Annotated in this window: 17 protein-coding genes and 1 other RNA gene; 8 read left to right on the forward strand and 10 right to left on the reverse strand. The window is 66.6% G+C overall.

Going from position 1 to position 16459, the window contains the following annotated elements; genetic code table 11:
* Positions 1-428: 428 nt before the first annotated feature.
* Positions 429-1340, reverse strand: coding sequence for a class II glutamine amidotransferase (locus tag H3H55_RS03090; protein WP_114176117.1), 912 nt, complete (start codon positions 1338-1340; stop codon positions 429-431).
* A 205-nt stretch (positions 1341-1545) separates the two neighbouring features.
* Between H3H55_RS03090 and pyrC the strand changes: the two genes are divergently transcribed.
* Both pyrC and rnpB read left to right on the forward strand, forming a co-directional pair.
* Positions 1546-2610 (forward strand): dihydroorotase, encoded by a 1065-nt coding sequence (gene pyrC / locus H3H55_RS03095; RefSeq protein ID WP_027788369.1) that lies wholly within the window; start codon positions 1546-1548, stop codon positions 2608-2610.
* A 137-nt stretch (positions 2611-2747) separates the two neighbouring features.
* An RNA gene (rnpB, locus tag H3H55_RS03100) (RNase P RNA component class A) lies at positions 2748-3159 on the forward strand.
* Positions 3160-3227: 68 nt separating this feature from the next.
* Here the strand turns inward: rnpB and H3H55_RS03105 are convergent.
* Together H3H55_RS03105 and H3H55_RS03110 are read right to left on the reverse strand one after the other, a co-directional pair.
* On the reverse strand, positions 3228-3692 hold the full coding sequence (locus H3H55_RS03105; RefSeq protein WP_193097634.1) for an OsmC family protein: 465 nt from the start codon (positions 3690-3692) through the stop codon (positions 3228-3230).
* A gap of 421 nt (positions 3693-4113) precedes the next feature.
* Positions 4114-4419, reverse strand: a complete 306-nt coding sequence (locus H3H55_RS03110) for a DUF1090 family protein (protein WP_129513718.1) — start codon at positions 4417-4419, stop codon at positions 4114-4116.
* 311 nt (positions 4420-4730) lie between these two features.
* Between H3H55_RS03110 and rplM the strand changes: the two genes are divergently transcribed.
* From rplM to erpA, 3 genes are all read left to right on the forward strand, one after another.
* On the forward strand, positions 4731-5159 hold the full coding sequence (gene rplM, locus H3H55_RS03115; RefSeq protein WP_009687896.1) for a 50S ribosomal protein L13: 429 nt from the start codon (positions 4731-4733) through the stop codon (positions 5157-5159).
* 10 nt (positions 5160-5169) lie between these two features.
* A complete protein-coding gene (rpsI, locus tag H3H55_RS03120) occupies positions 5170-5562 on the forward strand; it encodes a 30S ribosomal protein S9 (RefSeq protein WP_048251223.1) in 393 nt (130 codons plus the stop codon).
* Between the two features lie 218 nt (positions 5563-5780).
* Complete coding sequence (erpA, locus tag H3H55_RS03125) at positions 5781-6152, forward strand: iron-sulfur cluster insertion protein ErpA (protein WP_011350956.1); 372 nt, start codon at positions 5781-5783, stop codon at positions 6150-6152.
* 102 nt (positions 6153-6254) lie between these two features.
* On the opposite strand, the gene H3H55_RS03130 is transcribed toward erpA, so the two are convergent.
* Complete coding sequence (locus H3H55_RS03130; protein ID WP_193097635.1) at positions 6255-7403, reverse strand: anhydro-N-acetylmuramic acid kinase; 1149 nt, start codon at positions 7401-7403, stop codon at positions 6255-6257.
* 142 nt (positions 7404-7545) lie between these two features.
* On the opposite strand from H3H55_RS03130, the gene tyrS reads away from it, so the two are divergent.
* The 3 genes from tyrS to H3H55_RS03145 are packed head-to-tail and all read left to right on the forward strand — an operon-like array spanning position 7546 to position 9928.
* Positions 7546-8787, forward strand: a complete 1242-nt coding sequence (tyrS, locus tag H3H55_RS03135) for a tyrosine--tRNA ligase (RefSeq protein WP_129513720.1) — start codon at positions 7546-7548, stop codon at positions 8785-8787.
* Positions 8784-9242, forward strand: a complete 459-nt coding sequence (dtd, locus tag H3H55_RS03140; RefSeq protein WP_048251602.1) for a D-aminoacyl-tRNA deacylase — start codon at positions 8784-8786, stop codon at positions 9240-9242. Before tyrS ends, dtd begins: the two co-directional genes overlap by 4 nt.
* Before the next feature lie 23 nt (positions 9243-9265).
* Positions 9266-9928 carry a histidine phosphatase family protein gene (locus H3H55_RS03145; protein ID WP_193097636.1) on the forward strand — a complete coding sequence of 221 codons (663 nt, stop codon included), beginning with the start codon at positions 9266-9268 and terminating at the stop codon, positions 9926-9928.
* A gap of 58 nt (positions 9929-9986) precedes the next feature.
* Here H3H55_RS03145 and H3H55_RS03150 read toward each other — a convergent pair whose 3' ends face one another.
* From H3H55_RS03150 to purH, 6 genes are all read right to left on the reverse strand, one after another.
* The gene (locus H3H55_RS03150; RefSeq protein ID WP_226799922.1) at positions 9987-11123 is read right to left on the reverse strand and encodes a ParB/Srx family N-terminal domain-containing protein; all 1137 of its coding nucleotides are present in this window, start codon (positions 11121-11123) and stop codon (positions 9987-9989) included.
* Between the two features lie 143 nt (positions 11124-11266).
* A complete protein-coding gene (locus H3H55_RS03155; protein WP_193097637.1) occupies positions 11267-12220 on the reverse strand; it encodes an oxygenase MpaB family protein in 954 nt (317 codons plus the stop codon).
* 24 nt (positions 12221-12244) lie between these two features.
* Positions 12245-13315, reverse strand: a complete 1071-nt coding sequence (gene ruvB, locus H3H55_RS03160; RefSeq protein ID WP_193097638.1) for a Holliday junction branch migration DNA helicase RuvB — start codon at positions 13313-13315, stop codon at positions 12245-12247.
* Positions 13316-13423: 108 nt separating this feature from the next.
* Complete coding sequence (gene ruvA / locus H3H55_RS03165) at positions 13424-14005, reverse strand: Holliday junction branch migration protein RuvA (RefSeq protein WP_129513724.1); 582 nt, start codon at positions 14003-14005, stop codon at positions 13424-13426.
* Positions 14006-14162: 157 nt separating this feature from the next.
* The gene (gene ruvC, locus H3H55_RS03170) at positions 14163-14705 is read right to left on the reverse strand and encodes a crossover junction endodeoxyribonuclease RuvC (RefSeq protein WP_048251609.1); all 543 of its coding nucleotides are present in this window, start codon (positions 14703-14705) and stop codon (positions 14163-14165) included.
* A gap of 151 nt (positions 14706-14856) precedes the next feature.
* Complete coding sequence (purH, locus tag H3H55_RS03175) at positions 14857-16422, reverse strand: bifunctional phosphoribosylaminoimidazolecarboxamide formyltransferase/IMP cyclohydrolase (protein WP_193097639.1); 1566 nt, start codon at positions 16420-16422, stop codon at positions 14857-14859.
* Positions 16423-16459 lie beyond the last annotated feature (37 nt).

The following is a 16459-nucleotide window of genomic DNA, read 5'->3' on the forward strand; positions in this document are numbered from 1 at the left end:
TTTGATTGTGTGATGAATCGAACTGAAAGCCTTTGTGGATAAGGCTTTGTGGGAATTTGTCGATATCAATCGATGAATGCCGGATCGGTGGGGTGGCGCACGGTTTGCGTCGGGATGCTGCGCTAAAATGTGGCTTCCGGATTATATGTATTGCGAATCCGCTGATTTATTTATTTTGTATTTGTGTTATTTTCGCTCGGAAATTAATTAAATCAAGCGAATGTTGTGCGGTGTTGATTCGATATGCCCGAGTGTGGTTCGGATGAAACGAATTCGGCGCCGGGCGAGCGATTTTCTCCGGCCGCGAAGGTTGCCGCATCGCGTGCGCACGCAACCGAACGCAACCGAACGCCGCAACCGGGCGTTGCGGGCGATTGTCTTGCGGTGTCGTGTCGTGGCGAAGAGGGAAGGGCGCCGCCGCGCCGCGCTCAGAAGTCGATCGCGTCGTCCGAATCGCCGTCGGCGGCGGTTGCGAGCGCCTCGCGTGCGTCGCGCGGCGCCGATGCCGACGCGTCGAGCGCCGGATTGCGCAGCTTCTCGAGCACGCGCTCGGGCACCGGGATCTGCATCCGCGCGGCGACGTCGCCGCACTGGAACATGATCAGCTCGCCCGGCTCGAACGCGGTCCAGACTTCGTTGTCGGTGAGCGGCTGCGTCGCGATCACCGCGACGCGATCCTCGGGCGTCGTGTATTTCGCGAAGTCGATCGACAGGTCTTCGTCGACCAGATGCGCGGTCGAGAACGGCCAGCGCCGCACGAGGTAGTGCAGCCGAGTCGAGCAGTGCGCGAAGAGCGCCTGGCCGTTCGACATCAGGAAGTTGAACACGCCGTGATCGGTGATGCCGCGCGTCAGCTCGCCGACCCGCTCGAACAGCTCGGGCAGCGGCGGCTGCGCGCCGGGAAATGCCTCGCGCAGCCCCTGCATCAGCACGCAGAACGCCTGTTCGCTGTCGGTCGTGCCGACTGGATGGTAGACGCTGCCGTCCATGTCTGGTGCGTAGTCCTGCAGGTCGCCGTTATGCGCAAAGATCCAGTGCCGGCCCCACAGCTCGCGCATGAACGGGTGGCTGTTCTCGAGCAGGATGTGCCCTTGCGTGGCCTTGCGGATGTGCGCGATCGTGTTCTTGGACTTGATCGGGTAGCGCTTCACCATTTCGGCGATCGGCGAGGTGGCCGAGGCCTGGTGATCGATGAACAGGCGGCAGGCCTTGTCCTCGAAGAACGCGATGCCCCAGCCGTCGGCATGGTGATCGGTGAGCCCGCCCCGGGCCGCGAAACCTGTGAAGGAGAATGTGACGTCCGTCGGCGCGGCGCAGTTCATTCCTAAGAGTTGGCACATTTTACTTGGGGCGGCAGGCAGAGGCGGGGGGTAACGAACCGGGCGAACCCCGGTACAATGCGGCTTCTAGCATATCACCGAGCCCTCAGCGGTAAAAAGCGGATTCCGCCGGCCGAAGGCCTCGTGTTGCGGTTTGCCGTCAGTCGGCCCGCGCACGTGGGTTCCGGCCCCGCCGATGGCCAGCACGTTCCTCACGATGCCTCCTATGACTGCCTCGAACGCTTCCTCCCCGGCGACGCTCTCGCTCGCCCGTCCCGACGACTGGCACCTGCACCTGCGAGACGGCGACATGCTGGCCGCCGTGCTGCCGCACACCGCGCGCCAGTTCGGCCGCGCGATCGTCATGCCGAACCTGAAACCGCCGGTGACGACCACCGCGCAGGCGCAGGCCTATCGAGAGCGCATCCTGGCCGCGCTGCCGGCCGGGATGACGTTCGAACCGTTGATGACGCTGTACCTGACCGACAACACGCCGCCCGACGAGATCCGCCGCGCGCGCGAAAGCGGCTTCGTGCACGGCGTGAAGCTGTACCCGGCCGGCGCGACGACGAATTCCGACCACGGCGTCACCGATCTCGCGAAATGCGCGAAGACGCTCGAGGCGATGCAGGAAACCGGCATGCCGCTGCTCGTGCACGGCGAGGTGACCGATGCGTCGATCGACCTGTTCGACCGCGAGAAGGTCTTCATCGACCGCGTGATGACGCCGCTGCGCCGCGATTTCCCGGGCCTGAAGGTCGTGTTCGAGCACATCACCACGAAGGACGCGGCCGACTACGTGCGCGATGCCGACGCCGCGCCCGGCCTGCTCGGCGCGACGATCACCGCGCATCACCTGCTGTACAACCGCAACGCGCTGTTCGTCGGCGGGATTCGCCCGCATTACTACTGCCTGCCCGTGCTGAAGCGCGAGACGCATCGCGTCGCGCTGGTCGAAGCCGCGACGTCGGGCAACCCGCGCTTCTTCCTCGGCACCGACAGCGCGCCGCATGCACGCGACGCGAAGGAAACCGCGTGCGGCTGCGCGGGCTGCTACACGGCGCTGCACGCGCTCGAGCTGTACGCGGAAGCGTTCGACCACGCCGGCGCGCTCGACAAGCTGGAAGGTTTCGCGAGCTTCTTCGGCGCCGATTTCTACGGGCTGCCGCGCAGCGCCGAGACCGTGACGCTGCGCCGCGAGGCGTGGGAGCTGCCGCGCGAGATCTTCGCGGGCGATACGCCGGTCGTGCCGTTGCGCGGCGGCGAGACGATCGGCTGGAAACTCGCGTGACCGGTGCGCCGCCGCGCGAAGCCGGCCACACGGCCGGTAGCGGGGCGGCGGATTTCGCGCGGATCGACTGGTCCGCGCCGCGGCTTGCGCATGACGCTGAGCCCGGCCGCGTCGCGCAGTGCTAGAATGCGCGTCGCAAAGCAGGCCAGGCAGTCGCGGCCTCGCCGCCTTCGGGCGCGCGGGGGCGAGGAAAGTCCGGACTCCACAGGGCAGGGTGATGGCTAACGGCCATCCGTGGCGACACGCGGAACAGGGCAACAGAAAGCAAACCGCCGATGGCCCGGCGCAAGCCGGGATCAGGTAAGGGTGAAACGGTGCGGTAAGAGCGCACCGCGGCGACGGCGACGTTCGCCGGCACGGTAACCTCCACCCGGAGCAATTCCAAGTAGGCAGGCGCGCATTTTCGGATGCAGGACGGGGCCCCCGTCTCGTCTGCGGGTAGGAAGCTTGAGCGCGTCAGCAATGGCGCGCCTAGAGGAATGGCTGCCACGCGCTGGGCGTTTCGGCGCACAGCGTGCACAGAATCCGGCTTATCGGCCTGCTTTGCCGTTCGAATGCGAAAGGGCCGGCGTCTCCTTGCGGAGCGCCGGCCCTTTTTTCATGCGCGCGCCGTGGCTTCAGGCGGCGACGATGTCGAACGAATGCGTGAGTTCGGCCGTCTTCGCGATCATGATCGACGCGGAGCAGTACTTGTCGTGCGACAGGTTGATCGCGCGCTCGACCGTGGCCGGGCTCAGGTTGCGGCCCGTGACGGTGAAGTGGAAGTGCACCTTCGTGAACACCTTCGGATCTTCGCTCGCGCGCTCGGCCTTCAGCGTGACCGAGCAGCCGGTGACTTCCTGGCGGCTCTTCTTCAGGATCAGCACGACGTCATAGGCCGTGCAGCCGCCGGTGCCGAGCAGCACCATTTCCATCGGGCGCGGCGCGAGGTTGTGGCCGCCGCCTTCGGGCGCGCCGTCCATCGCGACGAGGTGCCCGCTTCCGGTCTCGGCGGAAAACGCCATGCCGTCCTGACCCATCCAGCTTACTTTGCATTCCATGCTTGCACTCCAGCGTTGCCTGATTCGGATTCGATCCGGCATTGTAGCCCGCAGCGCAACGCTCGGCTGATGCACCGCACGACGTGAAATGCCGGACCCGGGCGGGCGCGGCGCGGCAGCGCGTCGGACGACAATTTCCTTGCTGTTTTTAGGGGTTTTACTCTAGGCGGAGCGGATTTGCGACGGTGTTATCGGGTCTTATGCCACTGATTTAAAAGAAGAAATGCTTTTTTGAGACGCCCTGTCATAAATTTCACATCATGGTGCTTGATTTCGTAATGCAAATTTTCTTGTGAAGTCGGCGGCGCGTTCGTATAATGAGCCTCATTGGTTGTCGCGCTGCGGCAACCTCCGCATGTCTCCTCCACCCTCCTCCTTAGGTGGATTAAGCCCGAACCAGCCGTTCGGGCTTTTTTTCGTCCCATGCAAACATCGTCGCGCGGTTCGCGCGCCCCGGGCATCGTTAGGCGGGCTGCCGCGCGGCCGGCTGCGACGTTGCGTCGGGCGCGGTGCCGCGCGAGCGCGCGTCAGGCGCCGGCGCGTGGACGGCCGACGCATGGCCGTGGCCGCGTGCGCAGAAGTGGCGTACGCGTTCTCGCACCGCGCGCAGGCGGGCGACGCGATCCTCGGCATGGGCGGTCCGGGCTTCGGCAATGCGCGCATCGAGCGCGTCGAGCTTGGCTTCGCAACTGGCGTGGGCGGCGACGGCAGGCGCCGCGGCGGCCACCAGCGTGGCCGCGAAGAAGGGCGTAAGTCGTTGTTTCATCATGCTTGTTTGTTGTTTTCCGTGTTCGGCCGGTCTGGCGCGGCAAGGTCAGGTGCCGCACGTCGATGGGTGCCTCCCCGGGCGCTCGGATCGCCTGGCTTGTCGGGGCACGAACGGATTTTGGCCCATTTCGGGCGCCGCGGACACGGGACGTGGATTCCCTTTGACCGCGTCGCCGTATTTCCTTTATAATTCAGGGCTTTTCCGCATTCATGCCCACGGAAAAAGAACAGGGAGAGCCTGCACCGCGCCTCGAAGCGCACACAGACAAGCAGGAAGAACACATCGGGCAAAGCATTTTTTTTGGATCGATCATGAAGACGTTTTCCGCAAAAGCCCATGAGGTGACGCGCGAATGGTACGTGATTGACGCGACGGATAAGGTTCTCGGCCGTGTTGCCAGCGAAGTGGCACGCCGTCTGCGCGGCAAGCACAAGCCTGAGTTCACCCCGCACGTCGACACTGGTGATTTCATCATCATCATCAACGCCAGCAAGTTGAAGGTCACGGGCAACAAGACTCTGGACAAGAAGTACTACCGTCACTCGGGCTACCCGGGCGGCATCTATGAAACGACGTTCGGCAAGATGCAAGAACGCTTCCCGGGCCGTGCGCTCGAGAAAGCGGTCAAGGGCATGCTGCCGAAGGGCCCGCTCGGCTACGCGATGATCAAGAAGCTGAAGGTCTACGCAGAAGCGACGCATCCGCACTCGGCTCAACAGCCGAAGGCGCTCGAGATCTAAGGGGACCCACATGATCGGTAACTGGAACTACGGTACGGGCCGCCGCAAGAGCGCAGTCGCTCGTGTCTTCATCAAGGCTGGCAAGGGCGACATCGTCGTCAACGGCAAGCCCATCGCCGACTACTTCTCGCGCGAAACGTCGCTGATGATCGTGCGTCAACCGCTGGAACTCACGAACCACGGCCAGACGTTCGACATCAAGGTGAACGTGAATGGTGGCGGTGAAACGGGTCAGGCAGGCGCAGTGCGCCACGGCATCACCCGTGCACTGATCGACTACGATGCGACGCTCAAGCCGTCGCTGTCGAGCGCAGGCTTCGTGACGCGCGATGCGCGTGAAGTCGAGCGTAAGAAGGTCGGTCTGCGCAAGGCACGCCGCGCCAAGCAGTTCTCGAAGCGTTAATTCCGCTTCATGGCCTCGCCGCTTTCGGGCGGCGTCCGCCGGAAAAACCGCCAGCTTTCACGCTGGCGGTTTTTTTATGCCCGCTTGCATGCCCGTGCAGCGGCGGTCCGCCCGGGTACGTTTGATGAAATCGACAAGAACCTATTGATTTCATGGACTTCAGCACGATCTTCTGATCGGCCCTACAATAGCGGCTAAAGCTTTTTGGAGAGTTCGCAATGAACGCTGTTACCGAATCCGCAGCAACGACGGCCGAAATGCCGGTTCCGTTCGTCTTCACCGACGCCGCGGCCGACAAGGTCAAGCAACTGATCGACGAAGAGGGCAATCCCGACCTGAAGCTGCGCGTGTTCGTGCAGGGTGGCGGCTGCTCCGGCTTCCAGTATGGCTTTACGTTCGACGAGGAAGTCAACGAGGACGACACCGTGATGAACAAGAACGGCGTCCAGCTCCTGATCGACTCGATGAGCTACCAGTACCTGGTTGGCGCCGAGATCGACTACAAGGACGACCTCAACGGCGCCCAGTTCGTGATCAAGAACCCGAACGCGAGCACCACCTGCGGGTGCGGTTCGTCGTTCTCGGTCTGAGCGCACGGCAGATTCCTTCCGGTTCGCCGGAATGAAAAACGGGGCTTCATGCCCCGTTTTTTTGCGCCCATACGCGGCGAGCACAGCGCGGCTGGATTCGAATCAGCGCGGATAGAGCGCGCCGAGCACGCGGTCGCCGGCCGCACCGGTGACCGTCGCGAGATTGCCGGGCTGGCGCGCGGTGAAGCGGTACGCGAGCCACGCGAACGCGAGCGCCTCGACCTGTTGAGGCGGCACGCCGAGCGCGGCCGTCGTATCGACCGTGGCCGGCACGCCGGCCTCGCGCAGCGCTTGCCTGAGCGCGTCGAGCAGCACCGGGTTGCGCGCGCCGCCGCCGCACACGAAGACGGCCTTGCAGCCGGGGGCGTGCTGCGCGATCTCGCGCGCGACCGACACGGCGGTGAGCGCCGTGAGGGTCGCCTGCACGTCCTCCGGCGCGACCTGTGCGAACGCGGCGAGCTTCGCGTCGAGCCACGCGGGGTTGAACAGGTCGCGTCCGGTGCTTTTCGGCGGCGGCGCGGCGAAATACGGCTCGTCGAGCAGCGCGTCGAGCAGCGGCGCGTGCACGGTGCCGCGCGCGGCGAACTTGCCGCCGTCGTCGTACGGCTTGCCGAGATGGCGGGTCGCCCATTCGTCGATCAGTGCATTCGCGGGGCCGCAGTCGAAGCCGCGCACGTCGCCGCCTTCGCCGGGCAGGATCGTGATGTTGCTGATCCCGCCGAGATTGCAGACAACGCGCGTCTCGCCCGGCGCGCCGAATACCGTCGCATGGAACGCCGGCGCGAGCGGTGCGCCGTGGCCGCCCGCGGCGACGTCGCGGCTGCGGAAATCGGCGATCACGTCGACATGGGTCAACTCGGCGAGCAGCGCCGGATTGTTGAGCTGCCGCGTATAACCGCGCTCGGGGCGATGGCGCACCGTCTGGCCGTGCACGCCGATCGCGCGGATCTGGTCGCGCGACAGCCCGGCCGTGCGCTGCAGTTCGTGGCAGCACACCGCGTAGCGCGTGACGAGTGCGTTGGCCGCGAGCGATTCGCGGTCGATCTCGTTGTCGCCGGGCTGTTGCAGCGCGAACAGCGCGTCGCGCAGCGATTGCGCGAATCCGACGAACGCTTCCGCGAGCACGACCGGCGCCTTGCCGGTCTCGAAACGCACGGCGACACCGTCGACGCCGTCCATGCTGGTTCCCGACATCAGCCCGAAGTAGATGCCGTCGGCCGGATGGGCGTTTTGCGGAGGTCGTTGCGGCACGTTGGGTTCTCCTCGATCATGCGGCGCGGGCCGGTGCCGCGCGTCTTGCGCCCGATTATCCGCGTAACGTGACGCGTCGTTAAGCGATGCGCGCGCAAGTTATGGGAAAATCCCTGTTTTTGCGACATTCTTCCTGGCACCGATGAGCACCGAACCCAGTTCCAAGCCTGTTTTCCCGATCACCGACGAAGTCCGGCATGCGCTCGCCGTCACGAAGCGCGGCGTCGACGAGCTGCTGATCGAGGAAGAGTTCGCGCAGAAGCTCGCGCGCAGCGCGGCCACCGGCACGCCGCTTCGCATCAAGCTCGGCCTCGACCCGACCGCGCCCGACATCCACATCGGCCATACGGTCGTGCTGAACAAGATGCGTCAGCTGCAGGACCTCGGCCACACGGTGATCTTCCTGATCGGCGATTTCACGTCGCTGATCGGCGATCCGTCGGGCCGCAACGCAACGCGCCCGCCGCTCACGCGCGAGCAGATCGAGTCGAACGCGAAGACCTACTTCGAGCAGGCTGCGCTCGTGCTCGATCGCGAGAAGACCGAGATCCGCTACAACAGCGAATGGTCGATGCCGCTCGGCGCGGACGGGATGATCAAGCTCGCGTCGCGCTACACGGTCGCACGGATTCTCGAGCGCGAGGATTTCACGAAGCGTTTCCAGGGTGGCGTGCCGATCTCGATCCACGAATTCCTGTACCCGCTGATGCAGGGCTACGATTCGGTCGCGCTGAATGCCGATCTCGAACTCGGCGGCACCGACCAGAAGTTCAACCTGCTGGTCGGCCGCGAACTGCAGAAGCAGTACGGCCAGGAACAGCAGTGCATCCTGACGATGCCGCTGCTCGAAGGCCTCGACGGCGTCGAGAAGATGTCGAAGTCGAAGGGCAACTACGTCGGCATCAGCGAGAAGCCGACCGACATGTTCGGCAAGCTGATGAGCATTTCGGACACGCTGATGTGGCGTTACTTCGAACTGCTGTCGTTCCGCAGCCTGGACGAGATCGCCGGCTTCAAGCGCGAGGCCGAAGGCGGCCGCAACCCGCGCGATTTCAAGGTGCTGCTCGCGCAGGAAATCGTCGCGCGGTTCCACTCGCAGCCCGACGCCGAGCGTGCGCTCGAGGACTTCAACCACCGCGCGAAGGGCGGGGTGCCGGACGACATTCCGTCGGTCACGCTCGCCGGCGCACCGCTGGCGATCGGCCAGTTGCTGAAGCAGGCCGGCCTCGTGCCGTCGACGAGCGAGGCGCTGCGCAACATCGAGCAGGGCGGCGTGAAGATCGACGGCGCGATCGTGTCGGACAAGGGCCTGAAGGTCGAGGCCGGCGAGTTCGTCGTGCAGGTCGGCAAGCGCCGCTTCGCGCGCGTCACGCTGACCGCATGATCGCGCTGATCCAGCGCGTGAAGCGCGCCGACGTGCGCGTCGGCGAGCGCACGACGGGCGAGATCGGCGCGGGCCTGCTCGCGCTCGTCTGCGCGGAGCGCGGCGACACCGACGCGGCGGCCGACAAGCTGCTGGCGAAGATGCTCGGCTACCGCGTGTTCAGCGATGCGGCCGGCAAGATGAACCTCCCCGTGTCGAACATCGACGGCGAGGGCCGCGCGGGCGGCCTGCTGCTCGTGTCGCAGTTCACGCTGGCGGCCGATACCAACAGCGGGCTGCGTCCGAGCTTCACGCCGGCCGCACCGCCCGACGAAGGCGCGCGGCTGTTCGACTACTTCGTCGCGGCCGCGCGTGCGCGCCATCCGGTCGTCGAGACGGGCGAGTTCGGCGCCGACATGCAGGTGTCGCTCGTCAACGACGGTCCCGTGACGTTCTGGCTGCAAGTGCGGCCCTGATTCTTTCCCGGAGACGCACCGCGATGGCCACCACGCAGATTCTTTTCATTCGCCATGGCGAGACGGCCTGGAACCGCATCAAGCGCATCCAGGGCCATATCGACATCCCGTTGGCCGACTCGGGGCTCGCGCAGGCGCAACGGCTGGCCGCGCGGCTCGCACGCGAAACGCGTGACGGTGCGCGCCTCGACGCGGTGTATTCGAGCGACCTGATGCGCGCGCAGCAGACCGCTTTGCCGTTTGCCGATGCGCTCGGGTTGCCGCTGCTGCTGCGTGAAGGGCTGCGCGAACGCTCGTACGGTGCGTTCCAGGGGCACGACAGCACCGAGATCGAAGCGCTGTTTCCGGACGCGTATGCGGCCTGGCAGACGCGTGATCCGGGCTTCGCGCCGGAAGGCGGCGAGTCGCAGCGCGCGTTCTATCACCGCGTGCTGCATGCGCTCGAGCCGATCGTCGCCGCGCATCCGGGTGGCCGGATCGCGTGCGTCGCGCACGGCGGTGTGCTCGATTGCGTGTATCGCTTCGCGAACGGGCTCGATCTGTCCGCACCGCGCAACTATCAGTTGCTCAACACCAGCATCAACGTCGTCGATTACGTGGACGGTCGCGCACAGGTTGTGCAATGGGCCGACGTGTCGCACCTCGATGCCGAGAGCGACGACGACGGGTATCGCAAGGTACTCTGACTGAGTGTGCGGGCCCCGCCCGGCATGGCCGGCCGGGGTTCCCATTCGTGCATGATCCTTACTGCGGCAGCCCGTGGCGCGTCTTGTAGTCGAGCGCGTATGCGATCTTGCCGGGCTTGTCGGCCGTGATCGGCTGGCGCAGCTTGTCGAATTCCCCCTTGTTGTATTTCTTCCCGCCGTTGATCGCATCGGCGCGCCCGAGGTCGGCGCCCGTCTTGCCGTCGATCACCGGGTCCGTGGCCGCGACCATGCGCGTCGACGCAATCCAGACCGCATTCAGGTAGCCCGTGTCGGCCTTCGCCGGATCGGGGTCGGTCGCACCGGCACGCGTCAGGTCGTAGCCGGCGAGCGAGAACGTGCCCGGCTGCGCGCGCAGCCAGTCGGACCAGTAGAACTCGAGGTAGTCGGTGGCTTGCGCGGGCTTGCTGTAGCCGATGTCGCGCGTGAAATAGACGAGCGACCGGTAGCGGTCGTTCGTCATCCCGAGCTTCAGGCCGAGCCCGGTCGGCAGTTGCGCAACCGCGATCGGTTTGCCTTCGCCGTTCTTCAGGCGCACATAGCCGCGGTTTTGCATCTGCTGCCAGAACGCGTCGCCCGAGTAGTCGCTCAGGTTGTCCTTGACGACGACGTGCACGTGCAGCGCCGGGCCGCCGTCGGGTGTTTCGTAGTAGGTCGACAGGCCGTGGTGGCCGTCGGTCAGGTACAGCGCATCGCCGTTCGGGCCGATCACGACGGGGTTCAGTACCGAACGGTCGCGGGCGTTCGCGTCGGTCGTCGAACATGCGTAGCTCGCGGGTTCGCGCAGCGACGATTTGGCCGTGTAGCCGCTCGATGCGACGCCGCCGAGCCCTTCGTCCGCGCAGAAGTCGTCGAATTTCTTGTCGGGCTGCAGTTCGTAGCGGCCGAGCTTGTAATAGATCTGGTCGTAGCCGATCGCGCCCTGCGTCGGATGGAGATCGCCGAGCGTCACGTCGATCAGGTCGCCCGCGCGGGCGGCCTTCCACTTGCCCGGTTGCGGCGTGACGGTGGCAGGCGGCGTGGGGGCGGGCGTTGTCGTCGTGCCGCCGGACGGCGTCTGCGCGTCCGTGCGCGCGACGGCGGCGACATCGTCGCCGCCGCAGGCGGTCAGGGCGAAGACGGCGGACAGGCTGGCGGCAAGGGCGAAACGGATCGGCAGGCGTGGGATCGCGGGCATAGGGTGTCGGTCGGGTTGGCAGGACACCGCGCGGGTAACGGACATGCGGGACGTACGGGACGTGTGACCGTGCGCGGGTGCGAGCCCGTCAGCTTGTCACAGGAATTTGACAGTAAATTGAAATGTTCTGAGGAAGCTGATCGTCAGACTGGCGGGTCGCCGTCGGGCGGTGTCGCGGTCGCGCGGCGGCGCGCGCGCTTCGACGCGCCGTTGACGAGCGCCCAGCGCAGCACGGGGGCGACGGTCCGTACGCCGGGCCGGACCACCGCGCGACGCAACGGCGCGAACGTCGACACGCCGAGCATGCGCTGTGCCCACGGCGGCAGCAGGTCGATCCCGGCATGCATCACCAGCGACGCGGCCGGCCGCAGCGCGGGTGTCGCGACCGGCACATTCAGCAGGATGGACATCACTTCGAAGGTATGCGGCCCGGCCTCGAGTTCGGGCTGCATGCGCGCGAGATAGGCGGCGACCTCGGCGCGCGAGCGGGGCACCTCGTGTGCGCCGAGCAGTTCGGCGATCAATGCCGTTTCGGCGTAATAGCGGTCCTGCAATTCGCCCGGCAGCGCCGGATTCACGTAGCACAGATGCGCGGCGAGGAAGCTCGATACTTCAGCGATATGCACCCAGGTCAGCAACGCCGGATCGTCGGCGCGGTACGGCCGACCGTCGGGTGCGGTACCCGCTATGCGCGCGTGGATCGCTTTCACGCGCTCGATCAGCGCGAGGGCGTCCGCGCGACTGCCGAACGTCGTGCCCGTGATGAACGTGGCGGTGCGCCGCAAGCGGCCGAGGATGTCGGTGCGAAACGACGAGTGATCCCACACGCCCGCGAGTGCGAGCGGATGGAGCGCCTGCAGCAGCAGCGCGGCGATGCCGCCGGTCATCATCGACGTGAAGTCGGCATGCACGCGCCAGCAGATGGCGTCGGGGCCGAACAGCCCGGGATCTCCGGGCGGCGAAGAGAGGTCGAGCGACGGGCCGCCGCCACCCGCCGTCAGGTGCGTGATGCCGGCCACGAGCCGCTTGCGGATCGGCTCGGCCCAGCGCGGGCCCGGTGCGGGTGCGGCGGGGTGGCGGCTGGGCGGCGTCGTCATGGCGGGTACGGCTCGGGCGACGGGCTACTTCCCGTCGGGGGCATCCCACGCGCCGCGTTCGGCGCGGCCGGTGTCGGGCACGGAGAGCCCGAAGTGGCGATAGGTGAGCAGCGTCGCGACGCGCCCGCGCGGCGTGCGTTGCAGGAAGCCCTGCTGGATCAGATACGGTTCGATCACGTCCTCGATCGTGTCGCGCTCCTCGCCGATCGCCGCCGCGAGGTTGTCGAGGCCGACCGGGCCGCCGTCGAACTTGTACAGGATCGCCTCGAGCAGCTTGCGGTCCATCAGGTCGAAGCCGACCGGATCGACGTCGAGCATCGCGAGCGCGGCATCGGCGACGGCCGCGGTGATCTGGCCGTCGGCCTTCACTTCCGCGAAGTCGCGCACGCGGCGCAGCAGCCGGTTCGCGATCCGCGGCGTGCCGCGCGCGCGCTTCGCGATTTCCAGCGCGCCGTTCGGATCGATCTGCGCGTTCAGCAGCGACGCCGAGCGTCGCACGATGCGCGACAGTTGCTCGGCGTCGTAGAACTCGAGCCGCGCGACGATCCCGAACCGGTCGCGCAGCGGGTTGGTCAGCATCCCGGCGCGGGTGGTTGCACCGACGAGCGTGAACGGCTGCAGGTCGAGCTTCACGCTGCGCGCGGCCGGGCCTTCGCCGATCATGATGTCGATCTGGTAATCCTCGAGTGCCGGATACAGGATTTCCTCGACGACCGGCGACAGCCGGTGGATCTCGTCGATGAACAGCACGTCGTTCGCTTCGAGGTTCGTCAGCAGCGCGGCGAGATCGCCGGCGCGTTCGAGCACGGGGCCCGACGTCTGGCGCAGGTTCACGCCCATCTCGCGCGCGATGATGTGCGCGAGCGTCGTCTTGCCGAGACCGGGCGGCCCGAACAGCAGCACGTGGTCGAGCGGCTCCGAGCGGCGCTTGGCGGCTTCGATGAAGATCTCGAGCTGGCCGCGCACCTTTTCCTGGCCGACGTAGTCGTCGAGCTGGCGCGGCCGCAGCGCACGTTCGAACACCTCCTCGTGCGACGAGGCGGGCGTGGCGGCGATGATCCGCTGCTCGGTGGCGAGTTTGTCGGTTTCAATCATGCGGCCATTGTACCGCGCGCAGTGGTCCCGCCCACCTGACCAAACGGCCGACTGGCGAGCGCCGCGCGGCCGCGCGACACTGACTTCAACAGCCGGTTCGGCCGCGCGTTACGCCTTCGACAGCGCCTTCAGCGCAAGCTTGATGCCTTCGGACACGCCGGTGCCGGCCGGCACGTTTTTGATCGCGGCAAGGCCTTCCTTTTCGGAGTAACCGAGCGCGAGCAGTGCGTTGAGGATGTCGGTCGCGTGGTCGGACGGCGATGCGGCGCCGGCGAGCGCGCCGAGATCGGCGCCGAGCTTGCCCTTCAGCTCGAGCAGCAGGCGCTCGGCCGTCTTCTTGCCGATGCCGGGCAGGCGCGTGAGGCGCGCGGCGTCCTGCATCGTCACGGCCTGCGCGAGCTCCTGCACGCTCATGCCGGACAGCACGGCGAGCGCCATGCGCGCGCCGATGCCGGTGATCTTCAGCAGCTCGCGGAAGGTCGTGCGCTCCTGCAGCGTCAGGAAGCCGTACAGCAGGTGCGCGTCCTCCCGGACGATCTGCTGCGTGAGCAGCACGACGCGTTCGCCTGTTTGCGGCAGGTTGTAGAAGGTGCTCATCGGCACGTCGATTTCGTAGCCGACGCCGTTGCAGTCGACGAGCAGGTGAGGCGGGTTCTTTTCGAGCAGGATGCCGGCGATGCGACCGATCATGGGGGGGGCGGGATGCGAGGAAGAAAGCGCGAGTGTAGCGCACGCGCGGCGCAATGCCGACGGGATCGGCCGTCAGGCCGAAGCAAGGCGTGTCGTGTGCGCGCCGTGCGCGGTCAAAACGGTCGATCCGGCGTGCCGGGCGACGGCGTGCCCGGTGTCAGCCGACCAGCCGCCCGCGCCGCACGCGCAGCCCCTTCTTCGCGAGCGCCGGCGCGAGGCCGCCGAGCGTGCTGAGTGTCGTGCCGCCGTGCGCATGGCAGATCGCCATGCCGAGCGCGTCGGCCGCGTCGGAGCCCGGTTGTCCGGAGAGATTGAGCAGCCGCGTGACCATTTCCTGCATCTGCGTCTTGGTCGCGCGGCCGTAGCCGACGACGGCCTGCTTGAGCTGCAGCGCCGTGTATTCGGCGACGGGCAGGCCGCCCGCGACGAGGCCGCAGATCGCGGCGCCGCGCGCCTGGCCGAGCAGCAGCGTCGACTGCGGGTTCACGTTGACGAACACCTTTTCGATCGCGGCCTGGTCGGGCGCATGTTCGCGCACGATCGTCGAGACGCCCTGGAAGATCGTGCCGAGCCGGGTGGCCAGGTCAGCCGTCGGCGTGCGGATCACGCCGCTCGTGACATAGGCGAGCTGGTGGCCGCTGACGTCGATGACGCCGAAGCCGGTGACGCGCAGGCCGGGGTCGATGCCGAGAATTCGCATGAGTGAGGAGAGTTGCCTGATGCAGCGATACTACAACGAATGGTGCGGCGACCCGGCAGCAGGGTCGCGCGCCGGGGCGTCGCGCAATAAAAAACCCGGCGGGTGCGACGCCGCCGGGCTTGCGTACAACGGCCGCGCGGGCCGTGTGCGATCAGTGACGGAAGTGGCGCACGCCCGTCAGGATCATCGCGATGTTGTGCTCGTCGGCCGCGGCGATCACTTCGTCGTCGCGCATCGAGCCGCCCGGCTGGATCACGCAGGTCGCGCCGGCTGCCACGACGACGTCGAGGCCGTCGCGGAACGGGAAGAACGCATCCGACGCGACGGCCGAGCCGGTGAGCGTCAGGCCTGCATTCTGCGCCTTGATGCTCGCGATGCGCGCGGAATCGACGCGGCTCATCTGGCCCGCGCCGACGCCGAGCGTCATGCCGTTGCCGCAGAATACGATCGCATTCGACTTCACGTACTTCGCGACGCGCCACGCGAACAGCAGGTCGTCCATTTCCTTCGGCGTCGGCTGGCGCTTCGTGACGACGCGCAGCTCGTGCGGCTGCACGTTCTTCGAGTCGAGCGACTGCACGAGCAGGCCGCCGCCCACGCGCTTCAGGTCGAATGCGTTATGGCCGTCGCCGAGCGCGATTTCGAGCAGGCGCACGTTCTGCTTCGCGGTGAACACCTGCTTCGCGGCGTCGGAGAACGACGGTGCGATCAGCACTTCGACGAACTGCTTCGCGACAGCCTGAGCGGCCGCTTCGTCGACTTCGCGGTTGAACGCGATGATGCCGCCGAATGCGGAGGTCGGGTCGGTCTGGAACGCCTTCGCGTAAGCGTCGGCCGAGTCGTTGCCGACCGCGACGCCACACGGGTTCGCATGCTTGATGATCACGCAGGCCGGCGCGTCGAACGTCTTCACGCATTCCCACGCCGCGTCCGAATCCGCGATGTTGTTGTACGACAGTTCCTTGCCCTGCAGCTGGCGGTAGTTCGCGAGCGCGCCGGCTTGCGGCGCGATGTCGCGGTAGAACGCCGCGCTCTGGTGCGGGTTCTCGCCGTAGCGCAGGTCCTGCACCTTGTCGAACGCGATGTTCAGCGTCGCCGGGTACGCGTTGCGCGATGCGTGCTGCAGCTCGTCGGTCAGGCTCGTCAGGTAGTTCGTGATCGCGCCGTCGTATTGCGCGGTGTGCGCGAACACCTTCGTCGCGAGGCGGAAATTGGTCGCGTAGCCGACCGCGTTGCCGTTCGCCTTCATTTCATCGAGCACGACCGCGTAGTCGGCCGGATCGACGACGACCGTCACGTCGCGATGGTTCTTCGCGGCCGAGCGCAGCATCGTCGGGCCGCCGATGTCGATGTTCTCGATCGCGTCGGCGAGCGTGCAGTCGTCCTTCGCGATCGTCGCGACGAACGGATACAGGTTCACGACGAGCAGGTCGATCGTCGGGATGCCGTGCTGTTCCAGCGCCTGCATGTGCTCGGGCAGGTCGCGGCGGGCGAGGATGCCGCCGTGCACCTTCGGGTGGAGCGTCTTCACGCGCCCATCGAGCATTTCCGGAAAGCCTGTGTAGTCGGCCACTTCGGTAACGGGCAGGCCCGCGTCGGCGAGCAGTTTCGCGGTGCCGCCCGTCGACAGCAGCTTGACGCCGAGGTCGGACAGCGACTTCGCGAAGTCGACGATGCCGGTCTTGTCGGAAACGGAAATGAGCGCTTGCTTGATCATGATGGAACCACCAATAGCCAGGGAAACGGGGACGGGA

Source organism: Burkholderia sp. Z1, from assembly GCF_014893795.1.
GTDB lineage: Bacteria > Pseudomonadota > Gammaproteobacteria > Burkholderiales > Burkholderiaceae > Burkholderia > Burkholderia theae.